Annotated in this window: 15 protein-coding genes and 1 other RNA gene; 11 read left to right on the top strand and 5 right to left on the bottom strand. The window is 51.5% G+C overall.

Annotated elements, in window-relative coordinates; genetic code table 11:
- Nucleotides 1–118: 118 nt before the first annotated feature.
- The gene (locus FEK50_RS02395) at nucleotides 119–490 is read left to right on the top strand and encodes a helix-hairpin-helix domain-containing protein (RefSeq protein ID WP_130206270.1); all 372 of its coding nucleotides are present in this window, start codon (nucleotides 119–121) and stop codon (nucleotides 488–490) included.
- A gap of 93 nt (nucleotides 491–583) precedes the next feature.
- Nucleotides 584–982: a long-chain acyl-CoA thioesterase FadM gene (fadM, locus tag FEK50_RS02390; protein ID WP_001194534.1), complete on the top strand. Its 399-nt coding sequence runs from the start codon at nucleotides 584–586 to the stop codon at nucleotides 980–982.
- A 51-nt stretch (nucleotides 983–1033) separates the two neighbouring features.
- Here fadM and queC read toward each other — a convergent pair whose 3' ends face one another.
- Together queC and FEK50_RS02380 are read right to left on the bottom strand one after the other, a co-directional pair.
- On the bottom strand, nucleotides 1034–1729 hold the full coding sequence (gene queC / locus FEK50_RS02385) for a 7-cyano-7-deazaguanine synthase QueC (RefSeq protein WP_130206272.1): 696 nt from the start codon (nucleotides 1727–1729) through the stop codon (nucleotides 1034–1036).
- A gap of 63 nt (nucleotides 1730–1792) precedes the next feature.
- A complete protein-coding gene (locus FEK50_RS02380) occupies nucleotides 1793–3493 on the bottom strand; it encodes an SgrR family transcriptional regulator (protein WP_131160982.1) in 1701 nt (566 codons plus the stop codon).
- Nucleotides 3494–3592: 99 nt separating this feature from the next.
- Between FEK50_RS02380 and cof the strand changes: the two genes are divergently transcribed.
- The 6 genes from cof to amtB all read left to right on the top strand — a co-directional run bounded on the left by cof (nucleotide 3593) and on the right by amtB (nucleotide 10433).
- Nucleotides 3593–4411: an HMP-PP phosphatase gene (cof, locus tag FEK50_RS02375; RefSeq protein WP_131160983.1), complete on the top strand. Its 819-nt coding sequence runs from the start codon at nucleotides 3593–3595 to the stop codon at nucleotides 4409–4411.
- Nucleotides 4412–4563: 152 nt separating this feature from the next.
- A complete protein-coding gene (gene decR, locus FEK50_RS02370) occupies nucleotides 4564–5022 on the top strand; it encodes a DNA-binding transcriptional regulator DecR (protein ID WP_000884589.1) in 459 nt (152 codons plus the stop codon).
- Between the two features lie 29 nt (nucleotides 5023–5051).
- On the top strand, nucleotides 5052–6824 hold the full coding sequence (locus tag FEK50_RS02365; protein ID WP_130260299.1) for a SmdA family multidrug ABC transporter permease/ATP-binding protein: 1773 nt from the start codon (nucleotides 5052–5054) through the stop codon (nucleotides 6822–6824).
- Nucleotides 6817–8598 (top strand): SmdB family multidrug efflux ABC transporter permease/ATP-binding protein, encoded by a 1782-nt coding sequence (locus FEK50_RS02360; RefSeq protein ID WP_131160984.1) that lies wholly within the window; start codon nucleotides 6817–6819, stop codon nucleotides 8596–8598. Before FEK50_RS02365 ends, FEK50_RS02360 begins: the two co-directional genes overlap by 8 nt.
- Nucleotides 8599–8778: 180 nt before the next feature.
- Nucleotides 8779–9117, top strand: coding sequence for a P-II family nitrogen regulator (gene glnK / locus FEK50_RS02355; protein WP_000780338.1), 339 nt, complete (start codon nucleotides 8779–8781; stop codon nucleotides 9115–9117).
- 29 nt (nucleotides 9118–9146) lie between these two features.
- On the top strand, nucleotides 9147–10433 hold the full coding sequence (gene amtB / locus FEK50_RS02350) for an ammonium transporter AmtB (RefSeq protein WP_130260297.1): 1287 nt from the start codon (nucleotides 9147–9149) through the stop codon (nucleotides 10431–10433).
- A 182-nt stretch (nucleotides 10434–10615) separates the two neighbouring features.
- On the opposite strand, the gene tesB is transcribed toward amtB, so the two are convergent.
- A complete protein-coding gene (gene tesB, locus FEK50_RS02345) occupies nucleotides 10616–11476 on the bottom strand; it encodes an acyl-CoA thioesterase II (protein ID WP_130223207.1) in 861 nt (286 codons plus the stop codon).
- Between the two features lie 218 nt (nucleotides 11477–11694).
- Here tesB and FEK50_RS02340 point away from each other — a divergent pair, with 218 nt between their 5' ends.
- Nucleotides 11695–12267: a YbaY family lipoprotein gene (locus FEK50_RS02340; protein ID WP_131160985.1), complete on the top strand. Its 573-nt coding sequence runs from the start codon at nucleotides 11695–11697 to the stop codon at nucleotides 12265–12267.
- Between the two features lie 30 nt (nucleotides 12268–12297).
- Here the strand turns inward: FEK50_RS02340 and FEK50_RS02335 are convergent, their stop codons facing one another.
- Entirely contained in the window at nucleotides 12298–12609 is a 312-nt protein-coding gene (locus FEK50_RS02335) for an MGMT family protein (protein WP_130215477.1), read from the bottom strand.
- A gap of 162 nt (nucleotides 12610–12771) precedes the next feature.
- Here FEK50_RS02335 and ffs point away from each other — a divergent pair.
- Together ffs and FEK50_RS02325 are read left to right on the top strand one after the other, a co-directional pair.
- An RNA gene (gene ffs, locus FEK50_RS02330) (signal recognition particle sRNA small type) lies at nucleotides 12772–12868 on the top strand.
- 119 nt (nucleotides 12869–12987) lie between these two features.
- Nucleotides 12988–13341 carry a DUF1428 domain-containing protein gene (locus tag FEK50_RS02325; RefSeq protein ID WP_064529090.1) on the top strand — a complete coding sequence of 118 codons (354 nt, stop codon included), beginning with the start codon at nucleotides 12988–12990 and terminating at the stop codon, nucleotides 13339–13341.
- A gap of 37 nt (nucleotides 13342–13378) precedes the next feature.
- On the opposite strand, the gene FEK50_RS02320 is transcribed toward FEK50_RS02325, so the two are convergent.
- Complete coding sequence (locus FEK50_RS02320) at nucleotides 13379–14929, bottom strand: EAL domain-containing protein (RefSeq protein WP_131160986.1); 1551 nt, start codon at nucleotides 14927–14929, stop codon at nucleotides 13379–13381.
- Nucleotides 14930–15006 lie beyond the last annotated feature (77 nt).

The following is a 15006-nucleotide window of genomic DNA, read 5'->3' as shown; positions in this document are numbered from 1 at the left end:
AGCTGTAACAAGAAAAGGTCGCTTTCGCGGCCTTTTCCATTTCTGAACATTGCCATTTGTTTACTGTTTTGACTGCCGTTAAGGTGATTCCACTGTTAACAAACAAGGAGAAAACAGTATGAAACACGGAATCAAAGCACTGCTCATTACCCTGTCCCTGGCCTGTGCTGGAATGTCTCACTGTGCGCTGGCGGCAGCTCCTGCAGCGAAACCGGCGGCGGTCGAAACCAAAGCGGAAGCACCTGCAGCACAAAGCAAAGCGGCAGTACCGGCGAAAGCCAGTGATGAAGAAGGCACCAGAGTCAGCATTAATAATGCCAGCGCGGAAGAGCTAGCCCGCGCGATGAATGGCGTTGGCCTGAAGAAAGCGCAGGCGATTGTCAGTTATCGCGAAGAGTATGGCCCGTTTAAAACGGTGGAGGATCTAAAGCAGGTGCCGGGGATGGGCAATTCGCTGGTGGAACGTAATCTGGCGGTATTAACCCTGTAATTAATTTGCATAGTGGCAATTTTTTGCCAGACTGAAGAGGTCATACCAGTTATGGCCTCTGTACTTATAACAACAACGTAAGGTTATTGCGCTATGCAAACACAAATCAAAGTTCGTGGATATCATCTCGACGTCTACCAGCACGTAAACAACGCCCGCTACCTTGAGTTTCTCGAAGAAGCCCGCTGGGATGGACTGGAAAACAGCGACAGTTTTCAATGGATGACCGCCCATAACATCGCTTTCGTGGTGGTGAATATCAATATCAACTATCGCCGCCCGGCGGTATTAAGCGACCTGTTAACCATTACGAGCCAGTTACAGCAATTAAACGGTAAAAGCGGCATCTTAAGCCAGGTTATTACTCTGGAGCCGGAAGGGCAGGTGGTGGCGGATGCGCTTATCACGTTTGTTTGTATTGATCTTAAAACGCAGAAGGCTTTAGCTCTGGAAGGGGAGCTGCGCGAAAAGTTGGAGCAGATGGTTAAGTAAACGTTTTGTTGTGCCGGATGCTTATGCCGCATCCGGCAACACCCCGAATAATTACTTCAACCCGGTCTTTTGCTTCATCGCCGCCATCACCGCTGGTTTATCGGACAGATAATGATTCAACCCATTACTGCGCAGATTACACGCCGCACATTGACCGCAACCGTCGCCTTTAATGCCGTTATAGCAGGTCAGTGTTTCGTTACGCACTAAATCCAGCTTGCCGTAATAATCCGCCAGCGCCCAGGTTTCTGCTTTATCAATCCACATCAGCGGCGTTTCAAAACGAATCTCTTTCGCCATGCCCAAACTGACGGCATGGTTTAGTGCTTTCACAAACTCATCGCGGCAATCCGGGTAGCCGGAGAAATCTGTTTCGCAGACGCCGGTGATCACCGCTTCGGCTTTCACCTGATATGCGTAAATCGCCGCGAGCGTCAGGAACAAAATATTACGCCCTGGAACAAACGTATTCGGGATGCCATCGGCTTCAGGTTCATAATCTGGCACTGGAATGCTGTCACGCGTCAGACTGCTGACTGCCAGCTCGTTAAGCAGGGTGACATCCAGCACCTTATGCGCGCGTGCGCCCAGTTTCAGCGCCAGATCGCGCGCAACGTCGATCTCTGCGCGATGGCGCTGACCGTAATCAAACGTCACGCAATGGACTTCATCATATTGTTGCAATGCCTGCACCAGACAGGTTGTAGAGTCCTGGCCCCCACTGAATACAACGACAGCACGTTTCATAAATCATCCTGCTAAATCGATAAAACGTTATGGTAACGCCTGCGGTTAACCCGGGCCAGCTCTTCATTGCGACGGTGCGGGTAGCCAGGCCTCGGTAAATTCAAACCAGCCGCGCGGTGTCAGTCGCACACCGTTCACGCCTGGCGGCGCACTAATGCGATAGTGATAGTTGAACAGTGGTGTCAGCGTTGCGTCAGCCATTAACTGGCTAAACACCATTTTCAGGGCATTAAATCGGTTTTCTTCATCAGGCATTATTTGCACGGCATCCAGTGTCGATTGCAGATGTGCGTATGTACTGGCAGTAAAAACATGTGACCACAGCGGATCGCAGCGCAGCCACTGTTCAAGGGTATATTCCGGCGCTTCGCCAATTAATCTGTCGCCCATCATGAGGTCTGCTTGCTCCAGTGGCGTGGCTCCATCCCAGTTTTTCGCGTTATGAAAAATAATCTTTAGCTCGCAACCTTCTGCTGCCAGCGTCGTTCGTAGCTGTTCTGCCATGGCATGAAGTTCCACCGGCAGGTGATAAACCAGCGTCAAAGTTTCCGGTAGTTTGACCTCATCCGGTACTTGCCATTGCGGAATAGTCCAGCCTGGCAGCAATGCATGACTGGCGGTGATCAGGTTTTCTCCGACTTCTAACGTTTGTAGTAAACCGGATTGATGAATAATGGTGATCACTTTTCGTGCCTGCCAGAGAGTCAGTCGGGGGCTTTTGCGCAACGTTAAATAGCAAAAACCTAAACTGATGCCGCTACTGACCTGACTGACCCGTGGCAATTCCTCTGGTTTGCCGATGGTGATTTGGACGGGATGCCGACAACTCGTACCCAAATCTTTTTCAAAAAGCGGCGGGGTTATCCAGTACTCAACCGCTTTTAGTAGCGGATGACGTAAATGGTAATAATCATGGCTTTCGAGTCGCACCAGTTCCGGTGTGAATTGTGTTAAGCGGAAAGGTCCGGTTCCTACCAGTGGTAATTGCGGATGCGCCAGATGGCAGCAATAGCTCGCCAGTCGGTGTGCCAGCCAGTAATCGGGGCGATTTAAAAAGAAGGTCAGACACTGCGGGTGGGTGACTTCAATACGCTGCACGCTAATAAATAACTGCCTCAGGGCAGGCAACTGTAGCAGCATCAGCAAGCGTTGATGTAGCTGTGTTGCTTTTACTGCATCACCGTTATGCCAGTGTAGGGTTGAGCGAAGATAAAAATCCCAGCGTAACCCGTCAGCAGACGTTTCCCAGTGATGCGCTAAATCGCCAATTGGGCGTTGGGAGTTATTGTCGAAACGGCTCAGGCCGGAAAAAATTTGCCCGGCGAGATGCTGTTCGGCACGTCCGGCTAAAAAACCCGGTTGCAGTGGTTCGAGCGGGCGATAATAAGGAATACGCAATGTCGGGGTATCGTTTTGCCATTGCCCGCCCATAAACGGTTGTAACATGGTACGCAGTTCGCCAGGCGCCAGCTGCGCGAGTTCCAGCACATCCTGTTGTTTTCCACTTTCCAGCGCCTGTTCCATCATCGTATTGCGCAAGGATTCCGGCGTCACCAGAAAGCGCAGTTGCCCGCGTTTTCCGCGCCCGGATTGTGCCTGCCACTCCAGCCATCCCGCATCCTGCGCCTGACGTAACAATGTGCGTACATGGCGTTCGCTGCAAAAGCAACGTTCCGCCAGTTCGCTGACGGTAACGGATTGTGGTGCTCCGGCGGAAGGTTGCCACAAACGTTGATACTGGTTAAGACGATTAAGCAGTCGCATATAAACCCGGAACAATATTTTTTATCTATTCACTATTACTTCCGTATATATCAAGTGATACTCAATCACCATTAACCGTGTCACAGAGTGGAGAAAGAAATGGCTCGTCTGGCAGCATTTGATATGGACGGCACTTTATTGATGCCTGACCATCATTTAGGTGAGAAAACGCTCTCTACTCTGGCGCGCCTGCGTGAACGCGATATTACCCTTACATTTGCTACGGGTCGTCATGTGTTGGAGATGCAGCATATTCTCGGGGCGCTATCGCTGGATGCGTATTTAATTACCGGCAACGGCACGCGTGTGCACTCTCTGGAAGGCGAACTTTTACATCGTGATGATTTACCTGCGGATGTGGCGGAGCTGGTGTTGTATCAGCAATGGGATACCCGAGCCAGCATGCATATCTTCAATGACGATGGTTGGTTTACCGGGAAAGAGATCCCTGCGCTGTTGCAGGCATTTGTCTATAGCGGTTTTCGTTATCAGATAATCGATGTCAAAAAAATGCCACTCGATCGAGTCACCAAGATCTGTTTCTGTGGCGATCACGACGATCTTGCACGCTTGCAGATCCAACTACACGAAGCTTTAGGTGAGCATGCACATTTGTGTTTTTCCGCGACTGATTGCCTGGAAGTGCTGCCGATGGGCTGCAATAAAGGCGCTGCGTTGACGGTGCTGACCCAACATTTAGGTTTTTCGCTGCGTGACTGTATGGCCTTTGGTGACGCGATGAATGATCGCGAAATGTTAGGCAGCGTCGGTAAGGGCTTCATTATGGGTAATGCGATGCCGCAATTGCGTGCGGAACTCCCTCATTTACCGGTGATTGGACACTGCCGTAATCAGGCTGTCTCTCACTTTTTGACGCACTGGCTGGATAATCCACATCTACCTTATTCCCCCGAATAACGAGATCCCTTCCAGCACCGGGCAACTGCCCGGTTTTTTTTGCCCCGAATTTGTCATTTTGTGCATTCTCTGTGAAATCGCACGGAATAAATTGTCGCTATTTGGCCTTTAAAATAGAATCAAAAGAGAAAATAATTCTCTGTGGATTGGCTATGTTAGATAAAATTGACCGTAAGCTGCTGGCCTTATTACAGCAGGATTGCACCCTTTCTTTGCAGGCACTGGCAGAAGCCGTTAATCTGACAACCACGCCTTGCTGGAAGCGTCTGAAACGGTTGGAAGATGACGGTATTCTTATCGGCAAAGTCGCGTTGCTGGATCCGGAAAAAATTGGCCTGGGTCTGACTGCTTTTGTGCTGATTAAAACGCAACATCACAGCAGTGAATGGTATTGTCGCTTTGTTACGGTCGTCACGGAAATGCCGGAAGTTCTCGGTTTCTGGCGCATGGCCGGTGAATACGATTATCTGATGCGGGTCCAGGTTGCTGATATGAAGCGCTACGATGAGTTTTATAAGCGTCTGGTTAACAGTGTGCCGGGGCTTTCGGACGTCACTTCCAGCTTCGCGATGGAACAGATTAAGTACACTACCTCGTTACCTATCGAATAATTATCCAGGATCAGGTCAGGACATAACGCGTGCGATTATTTGCTCAACTAAGCTGGTATTTCCGCCGGGAATGGCGCCGCTATCTCGGGGCTGTTGCCTTGCTTGTCATTATTGCGATTCTGCAACTGATCCCGCCAAAAGTCGTTGGTATTGTTGTCGATGGCGTGACAGAAAAACACTTTACTACCGGGCAGATCCTGATGTGGATCGCCACCATGGTGTTGATTGCAGTGGTGGTTTATCTCCTGCGTTACGTCTGGCGCGTACTGCTGTTCGGCGCGTCTTATCAACTGGCTGTTGAACTGCGTGAAGACTATTACCGCCAGCTAAGCCGCCAGCATCCAGAGTTTTATCTGCGTCATCGTACGGGCGACCTTATGGCCCGTGCGACAAATGACGTCGATCGTGTGGTATTTGCCGCCGGTGAAGGGGTGCTAACGCTGGTGGATTCGCTGGTGATGGGTTGCGCAGTGCTGATAATGATGTCAACGCAGATTAGCTGGCAGTTAACTTTAATAGCGCTGTTGCCGATGCCAGTGATGGCAATCATGATTAAACGCAACGGCGATGCCTTGCATGAACGCTTTAAGCTGGCACAAGCCGCCTTTTCCAGCCTTAACGATCGTACCCAGGAGAGTCTGACCAGTATTCGCATGATTAAATCCTTTGGTCTGGAGGATCGCCAGTCTGCGCTGTTCGCCGCAGATGCCGAAGATACCGGTAAGAAAAACATGCGAGTAGCGCGCATTGATGCTCGTTTCGACCCGACCATTTATATCGCGATTGGCATGGCGAATTTACTGGCGATTGGCGGTGGTAGTTGGATGGTCGTGCAGGGCAGCTTAACGTTGGGCCAGCTCACCAGTTTTATGATGTACCTTGGTTTGATGATTTGGCCGATGCTGGCGCTGGCGTGGATGTTTAACATTGTGGAGCGCGGCAGCGCGGCGTATAGCCGAATTCGTACCATGCTGGCCGAAGCGCCAGTCGTTATTGATGGTAAAGATAAGGTGCCAGAAGGTCGTGGTGAACTGGATGTGAATATTCGTCAGTTTACGTATCCTCAAACTCATCACCCTGCGCTCGAGAATGTCAGTTTTGCGCTGAAACCGGGTCAGATGCTGGGAATTTGCGGGCCGACCGGCTCCGGCAAAAGTACTGTGCTGTCATTAATTCAACGTCATTTTGATGTCACCGAGGGTGATATCCGTTTTCATGATATTCCTTTGACGCAGTTGCAACTCGACAGCTGGCGTAGCCGCCTGGCGGTAGTTAGCCAGACACCGTTCCTTTTTTCTGACACGGTTGCTAATAACATCGCGCTGGGTTGCCCAAATGCCACCCAGCAAGAGATTGAACACGTAGCGCGGTTAGCCAGCGTGCATGACGATATTTTGCGTCTGCCGCAAGGTTACGACACAGAAGTGGGCGAACGCGGCGTGATGCTTTCCGGTGGGCAAAAACAGCGAATCTCCATTGCCAGGGCATTGCTGGTGAATGCGGAAATCCTCATTCTTGACGATGCTCTATCGGCGGTAGATGGTCGTACGGAATACCAGATTCTCCATAACCTGCGCCAGTGGGGGCAGGGGAGAACGGTGATTATCAGCGCCCATCGCCTTTCTGCCCTGACCGAAGCGAGTGAAATTATTGTGATGCAGCATGGGCATATTGCCCAGCGCGGCGATCATGATGTGCTGGCGCAACAAAGCGGCTGGTATCGCGATATGTATCGCTATCAACAACTGGAAGCGGCGCTCAACGATGCTCCGGAAAATCATGAGGAAGCTGTTGATGCGTAGTTTTAACCAACTCTGGCCGACTCTGAAGCGCCTGTTAGCTTACGGTTCACCATGGCGTAAACCGCTGGGTATCGCAGTGTTGATGATGTGGGTGGCAGCGGCGGCAGAAGTGAGCTGCCCGCTGCTCGTCAGTTACTTTATCGACAATATGGTGGCGAAAAATAATCTGCCGCTGAAAATGGTTGTCGGGCTGGCGGCGGCATATGTCGTACTGCAACTGTTTGCCGCCGGGCTACATTACGCGCAGTCGCTGTTGTTTAACCGGGCGGCAGTAGGCGTTGTACAACAGTTACGTACCGATGTGATGGATGCTGCACTGCGCCAACCGTTGAGTGAGTTTGATACTCAGCCGGTCGGGCAGGTGATTTCCCGCGTTACCAATGATACTGAAGTTATCCGCGATCTCTACGTTACCGTGGTCGCGACTGTTTTGCGTAGTGCCGCCCTGGTAGGGGCGATGCTGGTAGCGATGTTCAGTCTCGACTGGCGAATGGCGCTGGTAGCGATAATGATATTCCCTGTTGTGTTGGTGGTGATGGTGATATACCAGCGTTACAGTACGCCGATTGTCCGCCGAGTACGCGCCTATCTGGCTGATATCAACGACGGCTTTAACGAAGTTATTAACGGCATGAGCGTCATCCAGCAGTTCCGCCAGCAGGCGCGATTTGGCGAACGTATGGGCGAAGCCAGCCGTTCACACTATATGGCGCGAATGCAAACGCTACGGCTGGACGGCTTTTTACTGCGTCCCCTGCTGAGTCTGTTTTCATCGCTCATTCTTTGTGGCTTGTTGATGCTGTTTGGCTTCTCCGCCAGCGGCACCATTGAAGTGGGTGTGCTATATGCGTTTATCAGCTATTTGGGGCGACTTAACGAACCCTTAATCGAACTGACCACGCAGCAGGCGATGCTGCAACAGGCTGTTGTTGCTGGCGAGCGTGTGTTTGAACTGATGGACGGACCGCGCCAGCAATATGGCAATGATGATCGCCCGTTACAGAGCGGCACCATTGAAGTCGAAAACGTGTCGTTTGCTTATCGCGATGATAATCTGGTGCTGAAAAATATTAATCTTGCCGTTCCTTCGCGCAGCTTTGTGGCGTTGGTGGGGCATACCGGTAGCGGCAAAAGTACCCTGGCAAGTTTGCTGATGGGCTATTACCCACTAACAGAAGGTGTGATTCGGCTTGATGGACGTCCGTTAAGTTCGCTCAGTCATAGCGCGCTGCGTCAGGGCGTGGCGATGGTGCAGCAAGATCCGGTAGTGCTGGCGGATACCTTCCTCGCCAACGTGACGCTGGGACGTGATATCTCCGAAGAGCGCGTCTGGCAGGCGCTGGAAACGGTACAACTGGCGGAACTCGCGCGCAGCATGAGTGATGGTATTTATACGCCGCTGGGCGAGCAGGGGAATAATCTCTCAGTCGGGCAAAAGCAACTGCTGGCACTGGCACGCGTGCTGGTGGAGACGCCGCAAATCCTGATCCTTGATGAGGCAACCGCCAGCATTGACTCCGGTACTGAACAGGCGATTCAGCACGCTCTGGCGGCGGTGCGTGAACACACTACGCTTGTGGTGATTGCTCACCGCTTATCGACCATTGTTGATGCTGATACCATTCTGGTGCTTCATCGTGGTCAGGCTGTGGAACAGGGCACTCACCAGCAACTGCTGGCCGCCCAGGGGCGCTACTGGCAGATGTATCAACTGCAACTTGCGGGCGAAGAGCTGGCAGCCAGCGTGCGTGAAGATGAATCCCTGAGCGCCTGATTAGCGCAAAATTTCATCGGTGGTGCAAAAATGTAACGCACTGTGCACTGTCATAGTGCGTTTTTATTTTCAATCTTCTTAACTTCCTGCTCTCTTTCTCGTTTTTCATTTCTGGCACACCGCTTGCAATCCCTTCTTCGTGTAGCAGAACCATTACCGAATTCTGACCGGAGAGGATCTATGAAGCTGGTGACCGTGATAATCAAACCATTCAAGCTGGAAGACGTTCGTGAAGCGTTATCTTCCATTGGTATTCAGGGCCTGACCGTCACCGAAGTGAAAGGTTTCGGGCGTCAGAAGGGCCATGCTGAGCTGTACAGGGGCGCGGAATACAGCGTCAACTTCCTGCCAAAAGTAAAAATTGATGTGGCGATTGCTGATGATCAACTCGATGAAGTGATCGATATCGTCAGTAAGGCGGCTTACACCGGAAAAATTGGCGATGGCAAAATCTTCGTCGCTGAATTGCAACGCGTCATTCGTATTCGCACCGGCGAAGCCGACGAAGCGGCGCTGTAATCTCTGGCACACAGCAACAGGAACGAAACATGAAGATAGCGACGATAAAAACTGGGCTTGCTTCACTGGCGATGCTGCCGGGACTGGTAATGGCTGCACCTGCGGTAGCCGATAAAGCCGACAATGCGTTTATGATGATTTGTACTGCGCTGGTACTGTTTATGACTGTTCCGGGGATTGCCCTGTTTTACGGCGGGTTGATTCGCGGCAAAAACGTGCTGTCGATGCTAACGCAGGTGACCGTGACGTTTGCACTGGTCTGTATTCTCTGGGTGGTTTACGGTTACTCGCTGGCGTTTGGTGAGGGCAACAATTTCTTCGGCAACATTAACTGGTTGATGCTGAAAAACATCGAACTGACGGCGGTGATGGGCAGCATTTATCAGTATATCCACGTGGCGTTTCAGGGATCGTTTGCCTGCATTACCGTAGGCTTGATAGTCGGGGCGCTGGCGGAACGGATCCGCTTCTCAGCAGTGCTGATTTTCGTGGTGGTGTGGCTGACGCTCTCCTACATTCCAATTGCACATATGGTGTGGGGCGGCGGCTTGCTGGCTTCTCATGGTGCGCTGGATTTCGCGGGTGGCACGGTGGTGCACATTAACGCCGCAATCGCCGGTCTGGTGGGCGCGTATCTGATAGGTAAACGCGTGGGCTTTGGCAAAGAGGCGTTTAAACCGCACAACCTGCCAATGGTCTTCACCGGGACTGCCATTCTCTATATCGGTTGGTTTGGTTTTAACGCCGGGTCAGCGGGTACGGCGAATGAAATCGCGGCACTGGCATTTGTGAATACTGTGGTGGCAACGGCGGCGGCAATTCTTGGCTGGATCTTCGGTGAATGGGCGCTGCGTGGTAAGCCTTCACTGCTGGGGGCGTGTTCTGGCGCGATTGCCGGTCTGGTCGGCGTGACGCCAGCCTGTGGCTACATTGGGGTTGGCGGTGCGTTGATTATCGGCGTGGTAGCTGGTCTGGCGGGCTTGTGGGGCGTTACCATGCTCAAACGCCTGTTGCGGGTCGATGATCCTTGCGATGTCTTCGGTGTGCACGGCGTTTGTGGCATTGTTGGCTGTACCATGACCGGGATTTTTGCCGCCAGCTCGCTGGGCGGCGTGGGCTTCGCTGAAGGTGTGACGATGGGGCATCAGTTGCTGGTACAGCTGGAAAGCATCGCCATTACGATCGTCTGGTCTGGTGTGGTGGCATTTATCGGCTACAAACTGGCGGATCTGACGGTTGGCCTGCGTGTACCGGAAGAACAGGAGCGAGAAGGGCTGGATGTCAACAGCCACGGCGAGAATGCCTATAACGCGTAACAAGCAATCAAATGCAATTTAGCCTGATGCGCTGCGCTTATCAGGCCTACATTAAAAATCACAATTTGTTGAATTTACAATAATTGGTGGGCCGGATAAGGCGTTTACGCCGCATCCGGCATCAACAAAAGCATGTTACCAACTATCTGGCAGCCGGACGGTTTTCACCTCCGGCTGTTTTTTTAATTGTGATTACGCATTACCCCTTCCTGAACGGTCGAGGCAACCAGTACGCCGTCCTGGGTATAAAACTCACCGCGCACAAATCCTCGGGCGCTGGACGCTGACGTGCTCTCCACGCTATACAGCAGCCATTCGTTTAAATTAAATGGTCGATGGAACCACATCGAATGGTCAATGGTGGCTATCTGAATCCCCGGTTCGAGAAAACCGATGCCGTGCGGCTGTAGAGCTACCGGCAGGAAGTTAAGATCAGAAGCGTACCCCAGCAGATACTGATGAACGCGCAGATCATCCGGCACGCTACCATTTGCGCGGATCCACACCTGACGATGTGGCGCGGCGACGTGACCTTTCAGTGGGTTATGAAATTCCACCGGACGCACTTCCAGCGGACGATCGCAGATGAATTTATCTTTCAGCACTGGCGGCAGCAGGTGCGCCAGCGACTGGGCGATCTGTGTTTCCGAAGGCAAACCATCGGGCGCTGGGGCCGGAGGCATCTCTTTTTGGTGTTCGAATCCAACTTCTGGCGCCTGGAAAGACGCTGTCATATAAAAAATGGGTTTGCCGTTCTGAATCGCTGCCACACGGCGAGCACTGAAACTGTTGCCGTCACGCAGTGTTTCGACATCATAAATAATCGGCTTCTTGCTATCACCAGGGCGAAGAAAGTAGCTGTGGAATGAATGCACCAGACGCTCTTCGGGTACTGTCTCCTTTGCGGCATACAGGGCCTGACCCACGACCTGGCCGCCAAACACCTGGCGTAAACCTAAATCTTCACTCTGGCCGCGAAAGAGTCCTTCCTCAATTTTTTCCAGATTCAACAATGTCAGTAAATTTTTTAAGGCCTGACTCATATTAACTCTCCAGTAACAAAGCTGCCGCAGCAAGCCAAAGTGAGTTGAGTATAACGCAATTTTGTCACTGGTCCGATGGGTGCAATGGTCTGAATTACGGGCTAAATGCAGGCGTAAATACGTGATTTGTGCCACACTTATTGACGTTACGATTTTGTTAACCACTATTCCGGCGAGGAAAGTTAGCCCGCTGGTGCATTGATAATAAGGAGAAGTGAATGAAACTCGTGCACATGGCCAGTGGTTTAGCGGTTGCGATTGCGTTGGCGGCTTGCGCTGATAAAAGCGCGGATATCCAGACGCCAGCACCTGCTGCAAATACCTCTATTGCGGCGACACAACAACCTGCTATACAGCAACCTAATGTCTCCGGTACGGTCTGGATCCGTCAGAAAGTCGCACTGCCTCCCGATGCTGTGCTGACCGTGACACTTTCTGACGCGTCGTTAGCCGATGCGCCGTCTAAAGTACTGGCGCAAAAAGCGGTGCGTACCGAAGGTAAACAGTCGCCATTCAGCTTTGTTCTGCCATTTAACCCGGCAGATGTTCAGCCGAACGCGCGTATTCTGTTGAGTGCGGCGATTACCGTGAATGACAAACTGGTATTTATTACCGATACCGTCCAGCCGGTTGTCAATCAGGGGGGAACCAAAGCCGACCTGACATTGGTGCCGGTTCAGCAAACCGCCGTGCCTGTCCAGGCCAGTGGTGGCGCAACAACTACCATACCTTCGACTTCACCAACTCAGGTGAATCCGTCTTCGGCAGTTCCAGCTCCTACGCAATATTAAGCGAAGTTAACCCTCTCCGCCCGGAGAGGGTTAGTAGTTCCAGCGATAACGCTGTAAGTCGATTTGTCCGTTTCCCGATACCATCACGCCTTCTGCCAGTAATGCCTGGCGCTGACGCTGTAAATCTGGTCCGGTTAATGAGATTGTGCCGTGGCGGTTAACCACCCGATGCCAGGGCAAAGTGCTGCCTTCAGGCAGGCGCTTTAACACACCGCCCACCTGGCGCGCGGCACGGGGCGATCCTGCCAGTTTCGCGACATCGCCGTAAGTAGTGACATACCCTTCGGGAATAGCGGCTACGATTTGCCACACGCGCTGGGGAAATGAATCTTCTTTTTCCATCTTTTCTTCCTGAGGTAATTTTTCAGCATAATCTGGAAAAACGTCCGAGTGAAGTCGCATTGCGCAAGAAACCAGCATCCGGCACGCAATGGGTTGCAATTAGCCGGGGCAGCAGTGATAATGCGCCTGCGCGTTGGTTCTCAACGCTCTCAATGGGGGCTCTGTTGGTTCTCCCGCAACGCTACTCTGTTTACCAGGTCAGGTCCGGAAGGAAGCAGCCAAGGCAGATGACGCGTGTGCCGGGATGTAGCTGGCAGGGCCCCCACCCATTTCTGCCTCCCACCGTTTCGTCAAAAAATCTCAATGTGGCTAAACTTTAACCACGACTGATGCCGCAAGAATTTTCTGGCTGCACGGTACGCTTCGGAGGTATGTCTGATGAAGTATGTTGATGGTTTTGTGGTTGCTGTTCCTGCCGACAAAAAGGATGCCTATCGTGAAATGGCCGCAAAGGCCGCGCCGCTGTTTAAAGAGTTTGGCGCCCTGCGCATTGTTGAATGCTGGGCCAGCGATGTACCGAATGGCAAAGTGACCGATTTTCGTATGGCGGTCAAAGCGGAAGAGAATGAGGAAGTGGTTTTTAGCTGGATTGAATACCCTTCAAAAGAGGTCCGCGACGCTGCCAATCAGAAGATGATGTCGGACCCACGGATGAAAGAGTTCGGCGAGTCCATGCCGTTTGATGGTAAACGAATGATCTACGGTGGGTTCGAGTCAATCATTGACGAGTAGCGTGACGGGCTGTGCGGCGTGCCGCCAGCCCCAAAATTCACAGATGGCGTTCTGCCCAGCGTATAAACTCCTCTTTCGGTAATGCTTTGCTGTACAACCATCCCTGGCCGTAATGCACGCCATGCTGGCGTAGCCACTCTTCCTGTTTGCTGGTTTCGATCCCTTCCGCCACCATTTTAAGTTTCAGCGTTTTTGCCATTTCGATGATATGCGGTGTGACATTTTTATATTCCAGTGCATCAACGAAGGATTTATCGATCTTCAGAATATCGACATCCAGATCCTGCAAATAACTTAAGCTCGAATAACCGGTACCAAAATCATCAAGATAAATTTCATGACCAACCTGTCGATATCGGGAGATTACCGGGGCGCTGATTTTTGGATCAGCAAACTCGCGTTCAGTGAGTTCAAGAGCGATCTGTTTGGGATTGACCTGGTAGTGATTGATCATTTCACGCAGCAATTGCGGGATTTTTTCCGAGGTGAGCACAGTGGATTCAAGATTGATCGAAATATGTTGCTGTGGATGCTGACGCAGCCAGTCGCCCATATCTTCAAAGACCGTTTTGATAATAAGCAGAGTCAGAGATTCTGACAGGCCCGTTTGTTGCGCCAGCGGGATAAAACTATCCGGTGACAACCAGCTACCGTCTGTCTGCGGCCAGCGCGCCAGCGCTTCGGCTCCGACAATCTTTCCATTCGATAAGGAGATAATAGGCTGATAGTGCACGCAAATATCGCGGTTTTCGATAGCATCTTGCAGGCGATGATGCGGTGACTGGATACGGCGTAAAATCCGCAGGACGAACATTGCCGCCAGTAGGCCAATTAACAATCCGACAGGCAACCAGATAAAGACCTGCCGATGCCAACCTTTTTGTAACGTTTTTGTCGAAGCCCAGGTGATTATGGAAATATTCATCTCGGGGAGAGGCAGGATATCGTAAATGATTCCATTCTTTTCGATGTGTTCACCCGGTGTTTTTTGCAGCTGGGTAATAATTCCCTGGGCTATTTCGTCACTGCTGGTAATGATAATGTTATGCACATTGCCAATAATCGCGGCATCAATTTGCCACGAGCTATAAGGAATCACATCTATAAATGAGGCTGGGTCAATCATCACTATGTAATGTGCAGTTCCCATTGCAACCATGTAGCGGGTAATACCTAAATCGTTGTGCGAGGTTAACCATACCCGATAACCATCGTTCGATATTTTACCTGGCTCGGGGAAGGTATCTGGCGGACTTTCATGTTCCAGAGAAGAGCACTGAGGCACGTTGTTATCGACATAGACCACTTCCTGAATATAACGATAACTATAAGATACCCGGCGCATTTCCATTAGATGAGCCTTGCTACAGGCTGCGCCTTGCCATTTTTCCAGTTTTTGTAGGGCATCTTTCCCTTGCGACGCCACTTTGTTGGCGCGAATAGCGACGCGGGATGAATAAGTATGTAGCTCCTCAACAAATGACGTTTCTACCTGTTGATGAGCCAGCCAGATGCTTAAGCCCACTGGTAGAAGTACGGAAAGGATCAGTACTCCTGAAATTAGGCTGACCAGATGTCGTGTTCTCACCAGCATGTCCTTATTTACGCAGTGTAGGGAAAGTATATCCGATAGCGAATAAGGGCATGCAAAAGATAAGTGATGCG

This window comes from Escherichia sp. E2586 (genome assembly GCF_005781105.1).
In the GTDB taxonomy this organism is placed as follows: Bacteria; Pseudomonadota; Gammaproteobacteria; order Enterobacterales; family Enterobacteriaceae; genus Escherichia.
This window is presented reverse-complemented; position numbering and strand designations above follow the sequence as displayed.